The 16577-nt window shown below is 39.7% G+C and carries 15 protein-coding genes; 10 read left to right on the top strand and 5 right to left on the bottom strand.

All coding sequences use genetic code 11. The annotated features are described in order from the left end of the window. Nucleotides 1–110 precede the first annotated feature (110 nt). The 5 genes from lepB to DBR40_RS05595 form a co-directional block, all read right to left on the bottom strand. On the bottom strand, nt 111–1304 hold the full coding sequence (gene lepB / locus DBR40_RS05615; RefSeq protein ID WP_124558779.1) for a signal peptidase I: 1194 nt from the start codon (nt 1302–1304) through the stop codon (nt 111–113). Between the two features lie 132 nt (nt 1305–1436). Next, complete coding sequence (gene dapB, locus DBR40_RS05610; RefSeq protein WP_124558778.1) at nt 1437–2171, bottom strand: 4-hydroxy-tetrahydrodipicolinate reductase; 735 nt, start codon at nt 2169–2171, stop codon at nt 1437–1439. Between the two features lie 84 nt (nt 2172–2255). Beyond that, a complete protein-coding gene (locus DBR40_RS05605) occupies nt 2256–2987 on the bottom strand; it encodes a DUF5683 domain-containing protein (protein WP_124558777.1) in 732 nt (243 codons plus the stop codon). Continuing rightward, a complete protein-coding gene (locus tag DBR40_RS05600; RefSeq protein WP_124558776.1) occupies nt 2987–3895 on the bottom strand; it encodes a ParB/RepB/Spo0J family partition protein in 909 nt (302 codons plus the stop codon). The genes DBR40_RS05605 and DBR40_RS05600 overlap by 1 nt, the downstream gene beginning before the upstream one ends. Nucleotides 3896–3902: 7 nt before the next feature. Then, nucleotides 3903–4706, bottom strand: a complete 804-nt coding sequence (locus DBR40_RS05595) for a ParA family protein (protein WP_124558775.1) — start codon at nt 4704–4706, stop codon at nt 3903–3905. A gap of 180 nt (nt 4707–4886) precedes the next feature. On the opposite strand from DBR40_RS05595, the gene DBR40_RS05590 reads away from it, so the two are divergent. The 10 genes from DBR40_RS05590 to DBR40_RS05545 all read left to right on the top strand — a co-directional run bounded on the left by DBR40_RS05590 (nt 4887) and on the right by DBR40_RS05545 (nt 16564). Beyond that, nucleotides 4887–5408: an NADPH-dependent FMN reductase gene (locus tag DBR40_RS05590; RefSeq protein ID WP_124558774.1), complete on the top strand. Its 522-nt coding sequence runs from the start codon at nt 4887–4889 to the stop codon at nt 5406–5408. Nucleotides 5409–5573: 165 nt separating this feature from the next. Then, complete coding sequence (locus DBR40_RS05585; protein WP_124558773.1) at nt 5574–7151, top strand: M1 family metallopeptidase; 1578 nt, start codon at nt 5574–5576, stop codon at nt 7149–7151. Between the two features lie 265 nt (nt 7152–7416). Further along, a complete protein-coding gene (locus DBR40_RS27250; protein WP_082468366.1) occupies nt 7417–7494 on the top strand; it encodes a potassium-transporting ATPase subunit F in 78 nt (25 codons plus the stop codon). 30 nt (nt 7495–7524) lie between these two features. Then, nucleotides 7525–9243, top strand: a complete 1719-nt coding sequence (gene kdpA, locus DBR40_RS05575) for a potassium-transporting ATPase subunit KdpA (RefSeq protein ID WP_124558772.1) — start codon at nt 7525–7527, stop codon at nt 9241–9243. Nucleotides 9244–9362: 119 nt separating this feature from the next. Beyond that, entirely contained in the window at nt 9363–11390 is a 2028-nt protein-coding gene (kdpB, locus tag DBR40_RS05570; RefSeq protein ID WP_124558771.1) for a potassium-transporting ATPase subunit KdpB, read from the top strand. A 60-nt stretch (nt 11391–11450) separates the two neighbouring features. After that, nucleotides 11451–12011: a potassium-transporting ATPase subunit KdpC gene (gene kdpC, locus DBR40_RS05565; RefSeq protein ID WP_124558770.1), complete on the top strand. Its 561-nt coding sequence runs from the start codon at nt 11451–11453 to the stop codon at nt 12009–12011. A 144-nt stretch (nt 12012–12155) separates the two neighbouring features. Continuing rightward, the gene (locus DBR40_RS05560) at nt 12156–13226 is read left to right on the top strand and encodes a porin (RefSeq protein ID WP_124558769.1); all 1071 of its coding nucleotides are present in this window, start codon (nt 12156–12158) and stop codon (nt 13224–13226) included. Between the two features lie 55 nt (nt 13227–13281). Further along, complete coding sequence (locus tag DBR40_RS05555; RefSeq protein WP_124558768.1) at nt 13282–13539, top strand: hypothetical protein; 258 nt, start codon at nt 13282–13284, stop codon at nt 13537–13539. A 47-nt stretch (nt 13540–13586) separates the two neighbouring features. Further along, a complete protein-coding gene (locus tag DBR40_RS05550; RefSeq protein ID WP_124558767.1) occupies nt 13587–14711 on the top strand; it encodes a sensor protein KdpD in 1125 nt (374 codons plus the stop codon). Between the two features lie 113 nt (nt 14712–14824). Continuing rightward, entirely contained in the window at nt 14825–16564 is a 1740-nt protein-coding gene (locus tag DBR40_RS05545; protein WP_124558766.1) for an ATP-binding protein, read from the top strand. Nucleotides 16565–16577 lie beyond the last annotated feature (13 nt).

Genomic DNA, 16577 nt, shown 5'->3' with positions numbered 1-16577 from the left:
GAGTTAAGCGTAATTCGTATTATTAATGACTCTAAGAAAAAAAGGTGATTTTGGCACAAAAAAAAAGCCTGCATAAAATGCAAGCCTTAAATGAGTTAATTAAAAATGGTTTAATGAATTCCCATAAACAATCTGCTCCACCTTATTTTATGTAAGAAAGAAGCTGTACTATCCCAGCTCATCCAAACAAACAGGGCTTTACCAACAATATGATCTTCGGGCACAAAGCCCCAGTAACGAGAGTCAGCAGAGTTATGGCGGTTATCCCCCATCATCCAGTAATAATCCATTTTAAATGTATAACTAGTAGCTGGCTTATCGTTAATAAACCACTTACCGTCTTTTTGCTCTACCTTATTGCCTTCGTAAGTTCTGATGGCGCGATAATAAAGTGGCATTGTATTACTGTCGATCTGCACCGTCCATCCTTTTACCGGAATTTTAATCGGACCAAAATTATCACGATTCCAAACTCTCTTCGGATCGTTAGGAAAAACCCCACCCGGAACTTCTCCAGCCGGATCGGGACTTAAAGTTACCGATTTTACAAAATCCAGTGCTTTCAGTTTATCTGCAATTTCTGATGAGGCATCAACAATATAGGTGTTGTCTGCCACTGCAGGAGTATTTCCGAGGTTCAGTTTAAATTCATCCAGTGCCGAATAATTAAAATCCATTGTTTTAAATTCGATACGATATGGCATCATGCCTGTATTTTTTAATGGTTCGGCTTTACCATTTATGCTGGCAATACCGTTACTCATCGAAATTACATCGCCCGGAATACCGATACAGCGTTTAATAAAATTCTCGCGTTTATCAACAGGCCTATCTACAATAGTGTAAGTGCTGCGTACCTGCTCGCGTCCCATGCTCCGAACCAACTCGTAATAACTGGCTACCTGATTTTCTACTGCAACAGTATCACCTTCGGGGAAGTTGAAAACCACCACATCGTTTCTTTTAATTTTTGATAAACCCGGTAAACGGTGGTATTTCCATTGAACGCCATCCCAATATGCTTTGGTTGAAGTTGTTAAAGGCATGGTGTGGTGTGCGAAAGGAAAGGCAACCGGCGTCATTGGGATACGTGCGCCATAATTTACCTTACTTACAAAAAGGAAATCGCCGATCAGTAACGAACGCTCCATCGATCCTGACGGAATGGTATAAGCTTCGATAAAGAATACACGGATGATGGTTGCAGCTACTACAGCAAAAACAATAGCATCTACCCACTCGCGGGTTTTCGTTTTCTTCTTCTTAGTGGCATCTTTTTTTCTCTGCCAGAATTTATAATTCATATATCTTAATTTTGGTCTGCGATTTTATTTAATCGACTACCTGTTATCTGCATTTCCTTTGGTGTGATTTCACAGATTAAGCGATATCACAGATTTATTTAGCGATTTGATCTTTCAGCTTTAGTACCAGTCCTATTCAAAAATATCTGTAATACTGAAAAATCCTTTTTTATCTTTCACCCACTCTGCTGCCACCACTGCACCTAAAGCAAAACCAGCACGGTTATGTGCGGTATGTTTAATTTCTATTTCATCAACCTCGCTACTGTAAATTACTGTATGCGTACCAGGAATATTTTCAATCCTGTGCGACTCAATCAGTAATTGATCAGCTTTCGGAAACAACTCTACATCGGTTCCCACCACTTCATTTAACCACTCTTGTTTGCGTTCAAGATTTTCAACAATCCCCTCTGCCAGTGTAATGGCTGTTCCGCTTGGCGAATCCAGTTTCTGGGTATGGTGAATTTCTTCTACCTGCACCTCGTAAGCCGGATAATTATTCATCAGTTTAGCCAGTGTTTGGTTAAGTTTAAAGAACAGATTTACGCCAATACTGAAGTTAGACCCATAAAGTAAGGTATTGTTACTTTTATCGCAGTCATCTTTTACTTCCTGTAATTTGCCATACCAACCAGTTGTGCCTACAACTACCGGCACATTGGCATCAAAACAGGTATCAATATTTTTTAAAACCGAATCGGGTGTACTAAAATCGATAGCAACATCTGCAGCCTTTAAATTTTCGCGGGTTAAATCTTTCTGATTATCGATAGTTATTTTTAAAACGATTTCGTGACCGCGTTCGAGAGCAAATTTTTCTATAATCTGCCCCATTTTGCCGTAACCTAAAAGCGCAATTTTCATCTATATATTATATTAAAGGTGATTAAAAAGATCATCAATTATAAGCATTTTGTTGTTGGCAATAACATGATCGTTTTATTGAGATTAAAATGTGAGTGATAATTTGAGTGCAGGCGTGGCGTTGAAGCCGAACACCGTGTTCGTGTTGATCATTGTTGGCATGACTTTTACGGTCCCCAGATTATCATCGATGTTAAAGAAATGCAGTCGAGCGGCAACATAGGCATCAACAATATTGGCAAAATAAACCAAACCATAAGAGAAAAGCACAATCTGCCTGTTTCTTCTGTAAGTATCCTTACGTAAGGTTATTCCTGAAGTTGAATATCTGGCACCGAAAGGTCCATTAGGATCAGGTGTTCCATTATTCAAATCGCGATATTGAAGCTCTTTCAGCGATAAATTATACTGCTTGGTACTTTCGATATAAGACATGGTAAGCACCGTAATACCACCATAAATGGCTGCTATTTTGCCTCCTGTATAAATTTTTTGCCAAAACTGGCTTTTGCCAGCCCTGGTTCCATAACCATCGCTAAGTAATTGCATGTTGTACAGCTGTCCCCAGCCTGGTATAATCATCGATCTAAAAACCGCCTTTCTACCGGCAACTTTGCCGGGGTTAACGTATTTGGCTTTCATCGAATCCTGGCGGGTTACCGGCTGCTTTGCCCCTCCCTTACCAATTGGTACTACCACTTTCGTTTTTGTGGTATCAGCAGATTTTAATACAGTATCCTTTACCTGCGCACTTGCCAGGTTTACAATAAAAAATGTAAATAAAGAAAGCAGTATTAAAAGCTTCGTTTTTTGCATTACCAATCTAATAATTCTAAAATTCTGTTCAGGTCGTCGTCGCTCATAAATGGGATTTCTATTGCCCCTTTACCATTCTGGGTTACTTTTAATTTTACCCGGGTGGCAAATTTAGAAGCCAAATCGTCCTGTAGTTTTTGATATTGGAAAGAAACTGCCTTTACTTTTGGTTTGTCGGCTGCTTTTAAGGGTACATGCTGTAAGTTACGCACCAATTCTTCAACCTTCCGAACTGAAAGACCCTTTTCAAGGATTTCCTGGTGAATATACAACTGCCTGTCTACACCATCTACATTGATTAATGCTCTGGCGTGCCCCATTGAAATTCGCTGATCGCGGATAGAAGCCTGAATAGCGGGTGGAAGTTTTAACAGACGCAGATAGTTGGTTACCGTAGTACGGTTTTTACCTACCCGTTCGCCCAATTGCTCTTGCTTTAAACCCACCTCATCAATCATCCTTTGGAAACTCAAAGCCACCTCAATGGCGTTTAAATTTTCGCGTTGGATATTTTCAATCAATGCCATTTCCAGCATCTGCTGATCGTTGGCACTACGGATATAAGCCGGAACCTGAGTTAGGCCAGCCAGTTTTGAGGCCCTGAACCTACGCTCGCCCGAAATTAACTGGTATTTGTTTGCACCAAGTTTCCTAACGGTAATTGGCTGAATCAGCCCCTGCACTCTGATCGAATCGGCAAGCTCGTTTAAAGCAACCTGATCAAATTCGGTACGCGGCTGGTAAGGATTGGTTTCAACTTCTGTTAAATTTACATGACTGATATTGCCAACCTGCTCGGTTTCGCTTACAGCATTTACCTGCTGTTTCGGTGGATGAGCAGCTTCGCTATCATCTAAAAGCGCACTTAACCCTCTTCCTAAACCTGTTTTTCGCTGAAAAGATGTCATCTATAATTTATAAAGTTGCTGTTCCAATATTTTCTTCTTCTTTTAACAAGCCGTTCTTTTTTACAATTTCGCGGGCAAGGTTAAGGTAGTTAATGGCACCTTTACAGTTTGCATCGTGCATAATTACCGAAACGCCATAACTTGGTGCCTCACTTAAACGGGTGTTACGCTGAATAATGGTTTCGAAAACCAGTTCGTTGAAGTGTGTTTTAACTTCTTCTACTACCTGGTTCGATAAACGTAAACGCACATCGTACATGGTCAATAAAATACCTTCAATTTCCAGATCTGTATTTAAACGGTTCTGTACAATTTTAATGGTATTTAATAATTTACCCAAACCTTCAAGGGCGAAATACTCGCACTGTACCGGAATAATTACCGAATCGGCTGCTGTTAAAGCATTAATGGTAATTAAACCCAATGATGGAGAACAATCGATAATGATAAAATCGTACTGATCTTTAATTTTCTCCAAAACCGCTTTCATTTTATACTCGCGGTTGTTCAGGTTAATCATTTCAATCTCCGCACCCACTAAATCGATGTGCGCGGGTAATAAATCTAAATTTGGTGTATCAGTTTTTTGAATCGCCTGTAAAGGGTCGATATCATTAATAATACACTCATAAATACTATCTTTTATATTCCGGGGATCGAAACCGATACCGGATGTTGAATTTGCCTGTGGATCGGCATCAACTAACAAAGTTTTATATTCTAGTACGGCTAAACTAGCAGCCAGGTTTATTGATGAAGTTGTTTTACCAACACCACCTTTTTGATTTGCTAATGCAATAATTTTGCTCATCTATGTATCAGAAATTTACTTAACGTTTACTGGGGCTGTGTTATTTATACTTTTTAATTGGCAAAAAGTCCTATTTTTGCGTTGTTTACGGCCTTTTTCACAATCAGCTAAGATACAAACTATATGGCAATTTTAGCAACAAGCGCATTCGGGTTTTGAACATCTTATTAACAATTATCCATGATTACAATTATAGCCGCAACCAACAGGTACAATAGCAATACGTTAAAAGTTGCCAAATATTACCAAAAGCAACTAAAAGAAAAAGGTGCCAATGCTACAGTATTCAGTTTGGAGCACCTGCCTATTGACGTGCTTAATACTGATATGTACGGCAAAAGATCGGATGCTTTCCAAAAAATCCAGGATATGATTAATGAGACTCAAAAATTCATTTTCGTTATGCCCGAATATAACGGCAGCTACCCTGGTGTGTTGAAAGTATTAATAGATGCCTGCAATTTCCCGGATAGTTTTTACGATAAAAAAGCAGCTTTAGTGGGCATTTCATCAGGAAAATATGGCAACATAAGGGGCGTTGACCACTTTACAGGGGTTTGCCACTATATCCATTTAAACATCTTACCCTTGCGCCTGCATATCCCCAACATTAAAACAGAACTGGATGCTGAGGGGAATTTAATAAAAGAAGATACGATTAAGTTTACCAACGAGCAGATTGATAAGTTTATCAATTTTTAAGATTCTGTTTTTTCCACAAAAGGCACTAAATTCTACTGAAAGGCGCTAACTATTGAGCACTATCAGGCCATGTAATTTCATATATAAAATCTTATAACAATAAACTTTATAGCGCATTTTAGTATCAGCCATTTTTTTGCTTACTTGGCAGCTTAAAAAACAGGTATGAAAAAAAATATTTTAACGCTGATACTCTCGTTTATTTCGCTTTCAATTTTTGCGCAGGAAGGGTATTGGCAACAGCACCTTACCTATAACATTGACGTAACCTTAAACGATACAGAAAAATCGTTAACTGGTGCAGAAACGATTGTTTACAAAAACAATTCGCCTTCAACACTAGAATTTATCTGGTTTCATATATGGCCCAATGCTTATAAAAACGAAACAACGGCGCTATTTCAACAGCTAAAAAACGATCCCTCCCGAAAAAAGAAATTAAGTAAATACACTTATGGCAATCTGGAAGATCTTAGCTTTAAAATAAATGGAGCAGCTGCAAAAACAGAGGCACACCCCAATCCGCAATACATCGATATTGTTAAGGTATTGCTCCCGTCACCATTAAAACCAGGCGATTCGATAACCATCAATTCTGACTTTAAAGTGAAGCTGCCCAGCTATTTTTCTCGTTCGGGATATGCCGAAACCCAATTTATGGTTACACAATGGTACCCTAAACCCGCAGTTTTTGACAAAGATGGCTGGCACGAATTTCCTTACCTCGATATGGGCGAGTTTTACAGTGAATATGGCGATTACAGGGTAAACATTACCCTACCGGCAGCGTATGTTTTAGCCGCAACAGGCGTAATGCAAAATGCCGAAGAGCTCGAAATCTATAAATCGATAGGTGCAAGAAATAGCGCAAACAAGGAGGGGAAGCCGTTCCTTTATGAACCAAAAACCGGAACAAAAAAGATTAGTTATGCCATTAATAACGTACCCGACTTTGCCTGGTTTGCCGATAAAGACCTGGTTATCCAGTATGATACCGTAAAATTGGCCTCTGGTAAAATGATAGATGCTTTTAGCTATTACCACAATAAAAAGAAATCGCTATGGGTAAACAGTATCGATTATATTAAAGATGCAACCAGGAAATATAGCGAGTGGATTGGCGAATATGATTATCCGGTTGTACAGGCTATAGAAGGACCTAAAAATAATTCTAGTGGTGGAATGGAGTACCCTACAATTACTTTGATTACCAGCCCCGATGCAAAAGCAACAAGTTTGGATGCAATAATTACACATGAGGTTGGCCACAATTGGTTTATGAGTATGCTGGGCAGTAATGAACGCATGCATACCTGGCAGGATGAGGGTTTAAATACCTATTTCCAGTTTAGGTATGAAGCAGAGAAGTATAAGGCAAACTCGATTTTTGGGGATGCAATACCGGCACAGGTAAAAGAACTACCAACAGATAAATTTCAGGCAAGTATTTATAATGCTTTGTCCAGCATCCCGATGAAATCGGCTATTGAAACACCTGCAGCCAATTTTTCTACTTCTGATGAATATGGATTGATTTCTTATATGAAAACTGCACTTTGGTTATATTTATTAGAATCTGCAGTCGGCAGAGATAAAATTGATCTGGCGTTTAAAACATATTTTGCTCAATGGAAAAACAAACACCCAACACCAGAAGACATGAAAGCCTCTTTTGAAAAATCGCTGGGATCGAACCTCAACCAATTTTTTAAGATGTTACACACGGAAGGGCAGTTTAAATAATCCTTTTACAAACACCCTTTTTTGATAAAAACCCTTCCAAAACGGAAGGGTTTTTTTATGTCAAAAATTTTTCACACAGGCAAAAAACAACATAAACAACTATAAGTAAGCAACTTAAATAGATCAGCATTTTCAACGGCACAAGCTTTGGCATTAGCGATTCATCAATCATTTAAGTTATGACAATTATCCTGTTTCTAATCCTAATCCTGCTCTGCTGGGCAACTTACCTTTCTATCGATTGGTTTGAAAAAATCTGAACAACATGTTAGCACTATTTATCATCGCTATCGCCGTATTTATCTATATGATTTACGTGCTGATTAAACCCGAAAAATTTTAACCTCTAAAAGGGAATTTAAAACATTAAAAAATGAACACTGAATTAATTGGCATCATTGCCACCTTTCTGCTCACCTTAATTATTGCCATTCCTTTGGGTAAATACCTGGCTAAAGTTTTTGCAGGAGAAAAAGTTTGGACAGACTTTTTAAAACCGCTCGAAAACGCTATCTATAAACTTTCAGGTATCAACATTAAAGAGCAGATGAACTGGAAACAACAGTTAAAAGCCTTGCTAACCATCAATATCCTCTGGCTGGTTTATGGCTTTTTTGTATTGATATTTCAAGATAAACTGCCTTTCAATCCTGATGGCAACCCCGGCATGACTCCCGATTTAGCTTTTAATACCATTATCAGCTTTGTAGCCAACTGTAATCTGCAACATTATTCGGGTGAGAGTGGCGTAAGTTACTTAACCCAGCAGTTTGTACTGATGTTCCTGCAGTTTGTGAGCGCCGCAACAGGTATTGCCGCAGCAGTAGTAGTATTTAAAGCTTTCAGAGATAAAACTGCAACCCAATTGGGCAACTTCTGGGAGTTTTTTGTGAAGGCCATTACACGTTTGTTATTGCCTTTATCAGTTATAGTTGCTTTAATCTTAACTTTTAATGGCACACCAGCAAGTTACGAAGGCAAAGATCAATTCATTTCGATGCAGGGCGATACTGTAAATGTTTCTCGCGGACCCGCAGCACAAATGATAGCCATAAAACATCTGGGTACGAATGGTGGTGGGTATTTTGGTGCAAATTCTGCCCACCCATTCGAAAACCCGAGCTATATAACCAATATGGTTGAGGTTATTGCACAAACAATTATTCCTATAGCCATGATTATTGCCTTCGGTTATTTTATCCGCAGGAAAAAGCTGGCCTGGACCATATTTGGTGTAATGACCATTGGTTTATTTATGCTAATGATCCCAACCGTAACCTCCGAACTTGGCGGTAACCCTGCCATTGCCAAAATGGGCATTTCGCAGGCTACGGGTGCTATGGAAGGTAAAGAAGTAAGGCTTGGTCCTGCTGCAACTGCTTACTGGAGCACTTTAACTACGGTAATTTCTACCGGTTCGGTTAATGGTATGCACGACAGCACCATGCCACTTACCGGCTTATGGCAGCTGTTAGCCATGATGATTAACGCCATTTACGGTGGTTGTGGCGTAGGTTTACTAAACTATTTCATTTATTTAATTATTGCAGTATTTATTTCGGGCTTGATGGTAGGTCGAACACCCGAATTTCTGGGTCACAAAGTTGAGGCGCGCGAAATTAAGATTGCGGCACTCATAACCTTGTTAAGTCCCTTCTTAATTCTGGCCGGAACCGCAATTGCCAGTTATGTATTTACTAACCATGGTAATGCTGCCTGGGCAGTGCAACCTAAAGCCTGGTTAAACAACCCCGGGTTCCATGGCTTTTCCGAAATGCTTTACGAGGTAACCTCATCTAACGCCAACAATGGTTCGGGTTTTGAAGGTCTGGGTGACAATAACATTTTCTGGAACGTTTTAACCGGAGTAATTATTTTCCTTGGCCGCTTCTTACCAATTATTGGTCCAGTAGCCATTGCAGGTTTATTGGCAGGTAAAAAGTTCATCCCCGAATCGGCTGGTACCTTAAAAACAGATACCAAAACATTTGCACTGATGACCTTTGCCGTAATCCTGGTGTTAAATGCACTATCCTATTTCCCTGCCCTGGCTTTAGGTCCGCTGGCAGAATACTTTACTATGCTTAAATAGACTATGGTAAATGTAAGATGGAACATAACGCCTATCATACATCTTACATCCAACGCCTTACATCCATAAACAAATCAGTGAAATCACTTCATCTGTGCAATCACTTAATATAAATAAAAATGAAACCCAATAATAAATTGTTCGAAGCTGCTTTAGTGCAAACCGCATTAAAACAATCTTTCATCAAACTCGATCCACGGGTAATGGTACGCAATCCCGTTATGTTTACGGTAGAAATAGGCACCCTGGTAATGGCTTATGTTACGGTATATTCTTTTAACCATAACGAACAAGGCTCTGCGCTATACAATTTCTTCATCTTTTTAGTGTTATTGCTTACTGTTCTCTTTGCCAATTTTGCCGAAGCCATTGCCGAAGCCAGAGGTAAAGCCCAGGCCGATAGCTTACGTAAAACGAGAGAAGAAACACCGGCAAAGGTACTTTTAAGTAACGGAGCAACCGAAATCCGATCTTCCAGCCAGCTGCAGAAAGGCGATATTTTCATCTGCGAAACTGGTGATATCATTCCAACCGATGGCGAAATTATAGAAGGTATTGCTACTATAGATGAATCGGCTATTACCGGTGAGTCTGCACCCGTGATCCGCGAATCAGGAGGTGATAAATCATCTGTAACCGGAGGAACAAAAGTACTATCAGACGAGATTAAAGTTAAGGTAAGTACTGCACCTGGCGAAAGCTTTTTAGATAAGATGATTGCCCTGGTTGAAGGTGCTTCACGCCAGAAAACACCCAACGAAATTGCCTTAACCATTCTATTGGCCAGTTTTACACTCGTGTTCATCATCGTTTGTGTTACCTTAAAACCATTCGCCGATTATGCCAATACCCCAATCACCATTGCAGCTTTAATTTCATTGTTTGTTTGCTTAATCCCAACTACAATTGGTGGTTTATTATCGGCCATTGGTATTGCCGGAATGGACAGGGCTTTAAGGGCTAATGTAATTACCAAATCGGGCAAAGCAGTAGAAACCGCAGGTGATATTGATGTGCTGCTTTTAGACAAAACCGGAACCATCACCATCGGTAACCGTAAGGCCACTAACTTCTACCCTACTGCCGGTGTAATTATTAAAGATTTTACCGATGCCTGTGTACTAAGTTCTTTGGCTGATGAAACACCTGAAGGCAAATCGATTATCGAACTGGCTGCCGAACAGGGATTCAAAAGTTTAACTACGCCCGAAGGCTCAACCTTTATCAAGTTTACAGCCGAAACACGCTCAAGCGGTTTAGATACCAAAGATGGAAGGCGCATTCGGAAAGGTGCTTTCGATTCTATCCGCAATATGGTAGAAAAAGCCGGAAATGTATTTCCTTCGGATATTGAAGACCACGTAAAAAGTATTGCCACCAATGGTGGAACACCTTTAGTAGTGGCTGAAAATGAAAAGGCACTGGGCGTAATCGAATTACAGGACATTATTAAACCCGGTATTAGCGAGCGTTTCGAACGTTTACGTAAAATGGGCGTTAAAACGGTAATGGTTACAGGCGATAATCCACTAACTGCCAAATACATTGCCGAAAAAGCAGGTGTAGATGATTTTATAGCCGAGGCAAAACCCGAAGATAAAATGAACTACATTAAAGATGAACAAGCTTTGGGTAAACTGGTGGCCATGATGGGCGACGGTACAAACGATGCCCCTGCCCTTGCGCAAGCCGATGTTGGTGTAGCCATGAACAGTGGAACACAGGCAGCAAAAGAAGCCGGAAACATGGTCGATCTGGATAACGACCCAACCAAGTTAATCGAGATTGTGGAAATTGGTAAACAGCTGTTAATTACCCGCGGTACGTTAACTACTTTCTCAATAGCTAACGATGTGGCCAAATATTTTGCCATTGTACCAGCGCTGTTTATTGCTTCCATACCGGCATTACAAAGCTTAAATATTATGGGACTGCATACACCAGAAAGCGCAATCATGTCGGCTGTAATTTTCAATGCCATTATCATTCCGATTTTAATTCCGCTTGCTTTAAAAGGTGTAGCCTACAAACCAATTGGAGCTACGGCACTGCTCCGCAGAAACCTTTTTATTTATGGCATAGGAGGAGTTGTAGCACCATTTATCGGCATCAAAATAATTGATTTAATGGTAGGCATATTTATATAAACCTGTGTTCTCTATTAAATCTGAAAAATCATTATAAAAATCTGTGTAATCACATACATCATGAAAAAGTACATCATACAATCTTTACGCTTAACCTTAGTATTAATCGTATTATTATGCATCATTTATCCAATCGGAATTGCGCTTGCAGGTAAACTTGCAAAAGGAAACGGTGGAGGTGAAAAAATCACCAAAAACGGAAAAACAGTTGGTTATGCCCTGCTTGGTCAATCGTTTACCAAACCCGAATATTTTTGGGGCAGACCATCGGCTGTAGCTTACAATGCAGCAGGCTCTGCTGGTTCGAACAAAGGTCCATCCAATCCCGATTATTTAAAAGATGTTCAATCGAGAATTGATACGCTATTAAAATACAATCCCGGATTGAAAAAATCAGCTATCCCGGCCGATATGGTTACTGCATCGGGTAGTGGCTTAGATCCGAATATTTCAGAGCAGGGAGCTGCCATACAAATCGCCAGAGTAGCCAAAGCCAGAAAAATAGATGAGAAAAAAATAAAAGAGCTGGTAGCCATGAACACTTTAAAACCACTGATGGGCTCATTTGGTCCATCATCGGTAAATGTATTAAAGTTAAATCTTGCTTTGGATAACTTGTAAACAGCTATCAAAGTCATTCCTTGCTTGATCCCATAGCTATTGGATGGGGATCGCAAAGCGCATTTATAGTATTAAGATTCCCGCCTGCGCGGGAATGACGAACAACTTTAATCTGTGTAATCAATAAATCAGTGTAATCATCTCATGAAAAAACTCATCACCCTTATAACAACATTAACTGCTGCACTTACTGCAACTGCACAAAACGAACCGAAGGTTAAATTCTCGGGGTATTTGGAAACCTATTACGGTTACGATTTCAATAAACCAGCCGATCACAACCGTCCGGGATTTATATACTCGCACAACAGGGCAAATGAAGTAAATCTGAATTTAGTTTTTATTAAAGCAGCTTACGATAGCGGAAACATCCGTGCTAACCTGGCTGTAATGGCAGGCACTTATGCCAACGCTAACCTATCGGCCGAACCTGGGGTATTAAAAAACATCTTTGAAGCCAATGCAGGGGTTAAATTATCGAAAACAGAAAACCTATGGATTGATGCCGGGGTATTCGCCTCGCATATTGGCTTTGAAAGTGCTGTTTCGAAAGATTGCTGGGTGCTCACCCGAAATATAGCATCAGAAAATACGCCCTATTACGAATCTGGTGCTAAAGTGACCTACGGCACCCAGGATGGAAAATTTACTGCGACCCTACTCTACCTAAATGAATGGCAAAGAATTACCCGTGCTTCTGGCAACAACAAACCTGCTGGCGGCTTACAATTAACCTGGAAACCTATCGGTAAAATAACGGTAAACTACAGCAACTACCTGGGTACCGAAGGTGCAGATTCGGTTCGTGTAAACCGTTTTTACCACAATGTATATGGTATTTTTCAGCTAACAGATAAATTTGGTGTTACATTAGGTTTCGATTATGGCACACAACAAAAGGTTAAAGGTAGTAGCGATAAAAACGAAGTGATTTCACCAGTGGCCATTGCGCAATACAAATTTGCCGATAAATGGGCCATTGCCGGAAGGTTTGAGTATTACGACGATAAAAACGGGATCTTTATTGCTACCGGAACACCAAATGGTTTTAAAACCAAAGGATATTCGCTCAATCTCGATTACGCACCAATACCAAATGCAGTAATCAGGTTAGAAGGTAAAACTTTTGATAGTAAGGATAAAATTTTTAACCGCGAAGGCAACGCGGTAAATGCCAATACCAGCTTAACGGCAAGTATAGCTGTAGCGTTTTAAGTAAACCGTATCATCCTATTGCTTAGCGGTAGGATGATATTAAATTTCAAAGGAAATGAAACTATATATCGAAATCTTATTTAGCATACTGCTTTTGGGCAGTGGCATTTTCTTTTTGGTTTTAAAGCACCGCAAAAAAACCGAAAAACTCAAGCGGCTTTATGCCCGGTTAAGTAACAATAAAAAGGAAATAGTGCTTGCCATGCAAAGGGCCAAACTGTACAAACTGGTAATGATCCTTTCAGGTGTATTTCTTTTCACCGTGTGCGTATGCGTACTGGTAAACGAACACATTATCGCTATAACATGGTAAGGCTAAAATAAATTCCAACACCCATTTTACAACTTACATCATTCAACATGTCAGAAAAAGAAGATTCGGTTAAACACTTCCTCGAACTGATTAAAAAATCGAGAAGAGGAAAACTCAAAATCTATATTGGGATGAGCGCCGGTGTGGGCAAAACCTACCGGATGCTGCAGGAAGCCCAAGCCCTCTTACGTGGTGGTATTGATGTTTGTATAGGCTACGTAGAAACACATAAAAGGGTCGAAACCGAAGCTCTGGTAGCCGGTTTACCCTTAATTGCACGCAAAAATATCTTTTACCGGGGTAAGGAAATAAATGAAATGGACCTTCAGGGCATTTTAAACCGCCATCCCGAAATTGTGGTAGTCGATGAACTGGCGCATACCAATGTAGAAGGCAGCAAAAATACCAAACGCTGGCAGGATGTTTTCGATTTGCTCGAAGCAGGTATCAGTGTTATTTCGGCGGTTAATATCCAGCATTTAGAAAGTATAAACGAAGAGGTAGAACAAATTACAGGCGTTCAGATTACCGAACGCATCCCCGATAAAATACTGCAAATTGCCGATGAAATTGTAAATATCGATTTAACGGCAGATGAATTGGTTACACGTTTAAAAGAAGGTAAAATTTACGATAAAACGAAGATTGAAAGTGCGCTGGGCAACTTTTTTCAGGCCGATAAAATTTTACAGTTACGCGAACTGGCCCTTAAAGAAGTAGTGCATCAGGTTGAAAGAAAAATACAAACCGAAATTCCTAAATCCATTAAACTTCGTCCTGAACGTTTTTTAGCCTGCATTTCCTCAAATGCCGAAACCGCAGGTGTGGTAATTAGAAAAACAGCGCGACTAGCCTCCTACTACCGTTCGCCCTGGATTGTTTTGTATGTGCAGAGCGATGCAGAAAGTTTAGACCGCATAAAACTGGATAAACAGCGCCATTTGATCAACCATTTTAAGCTGGCAACAGAACTGGGTGCTGAAGTAATTAAAATAAAAAGCAACCAGATTACGCAGACCATTATTAATACGGCAACAGAGAAAGAAATTACCACCATTTGCATCGGTAAACCCCATTTAAATATTTTTCAGGTGATACTCCGAACAGCAATTTTTAATCAATTGTTGCGTAATTTAGCCAGTCAGGAAATAGATCTGGTCATACTATCTTAAAGCTTATTTAACCAAAGAGTACACAAACAAAAGACACAGAGCTGGCGCTAAATGCTTTAAGTGTGCTGCGAAAAACTTGATGTCCCCTGTGGTAAAACTAAAAAAATAATGTCATGAAAATAAAAACCAAGCTCCGCCTCGGATTCGGCTTTCTCTTTATCATTGTCTTATCCTTCGGCTTAATTGCCTTATTCTTCCTGAACGAACTTTCAGATAAATCAAAAATGATTTTGAAAGATAATTACAAATCATTGCAATATGTAGCGGCCATGCGTAAGGTTATTGATGAAAGCCACTTTCCGTTAGGCGAACCACAACGTTTAACATTTGTAGAAAATTTAAACAACGAAAGCCAGAATATTACTGAACAAGGCGAGAAAATCGCTTTCCTAAAGCTCGAAAGTGCTTATAAAAGTTTAAACACTGCAGTTAATGAAAACAGTCTAAAAAATTTACGTACCGCCCTGCACGATATAGAGCGGGTAAACCTGACTGCCATTTACGATAAAAATGAGCGTGCCAACGAAACCTCATCAAGGGCTAATCTTTACATCATGATAGCGGCTACGCTCAGCTTTATTATACTGTTTACGTTTATTGTCAATTTTCCGGGCTTTGTAGCCAATCCATTGGCCGAATTTGGTGCTGCCATTAAACAGATTGGTCGCAAAAACTATAAACAGCGCCTGCATTTCGAAAACGATGATGAATTTACAGAACTGGCCGATTCATTTAATGGCATGGTAATCAAGTTAAATGAATGGGAAAACAGTAATTTATCGACCATTAAATCAGAAAAATTACGCATTGAAGCCATTATCGCACAAATGCAGGATGCCATTATCGGTTTAAACGAAAAAGGTGAGGTACTTTTCTTAAACCATCTGGCGGCAAAGCTGATGGGCTTGGATGAAGATAAAATCATTGGGCAGAATGTGGCAGAGCTCATTCAAAAGAACGAATTACTTAAACGGATTATTAAACCCGATACCGACGAGTCTACCTTAAAAATTTATGCTGATGATAAAGAGTCTTATTTCCAGCTCGAAAATCGCGAAATTATTATTCCCAATTATGAAGAGCAGGAAGAAAACACTTTAATTTCAGCTACAAAATCTGCGGGTAGCGTATATATCCTCAAAAACATCACCCAGTTTAAAGAGCTTGATGAGGCCAAAACTAATTTTATTGCCACTGTTTCTCACGAATTAAAAACACCTCTATCATCGATTAAAATGAGTTTAAAACTGCTGAATGATGAGCGTGTAGGCGGCATGAACGAAGAACAGCACGAGTTGCTCACCCACATTAAAGAAGATAGCGACAGGCTTTTAAAAATCACCAGCGAGTTACTGGATCTCTCACAGGTGGAAACCGGAAACCTGAAACTTAGCTTTGCCATTACCAGTCCGGAGGCTATTGTGCAATACGCTGTTGATGCTGTCAAATTTCAGGCGGAACAAAAGTCTATCCAATTAACTTTAAACTGCGATCAAAATCTGCCCAATGTATATGCCGATATCCAGAAAACGGCTTGGGTAATGGTTAACTTCTTATCCAATGCCTTGCGTTATAGCGCCGAAAAATCGAAAGTGATTATCGATGTTTTCCAAAAAGATGACTTTATCCAGTTTTCGGTTCAGGATTTTGGAAAAGGTATAGAAGAAAAATATCAGAAACGTTTGTTCGATCGCTATTTTCAGGTACCAACAGATGGGCAGAACAAATCGGGCTCTGGACTGGGATTGGCCATTTCAAAAGATTTTATAGAAGCAGAACAAGGTAAAATATGGGTGGTAAGTGCCATTGGTGAGGGAAGTAAATTTTGTTTTGCTTTGCCGATCGTGGCGTAGTCAGTTGTGCTCC

Source organism: Pedobacter sp. KBW01 (assembly GCF_003852395.1).
Lineage (GTDB): Bacteria > Bacteroidota > Bacteroidia > Sphingobacteriales > Sphingobacteriaceae > Pedobacter.
The sequence above is the reverse complement of the archived record's forward strand: the minus strand, read 5'-3'. Positions and strand labels throughout refer to the sequence as shown.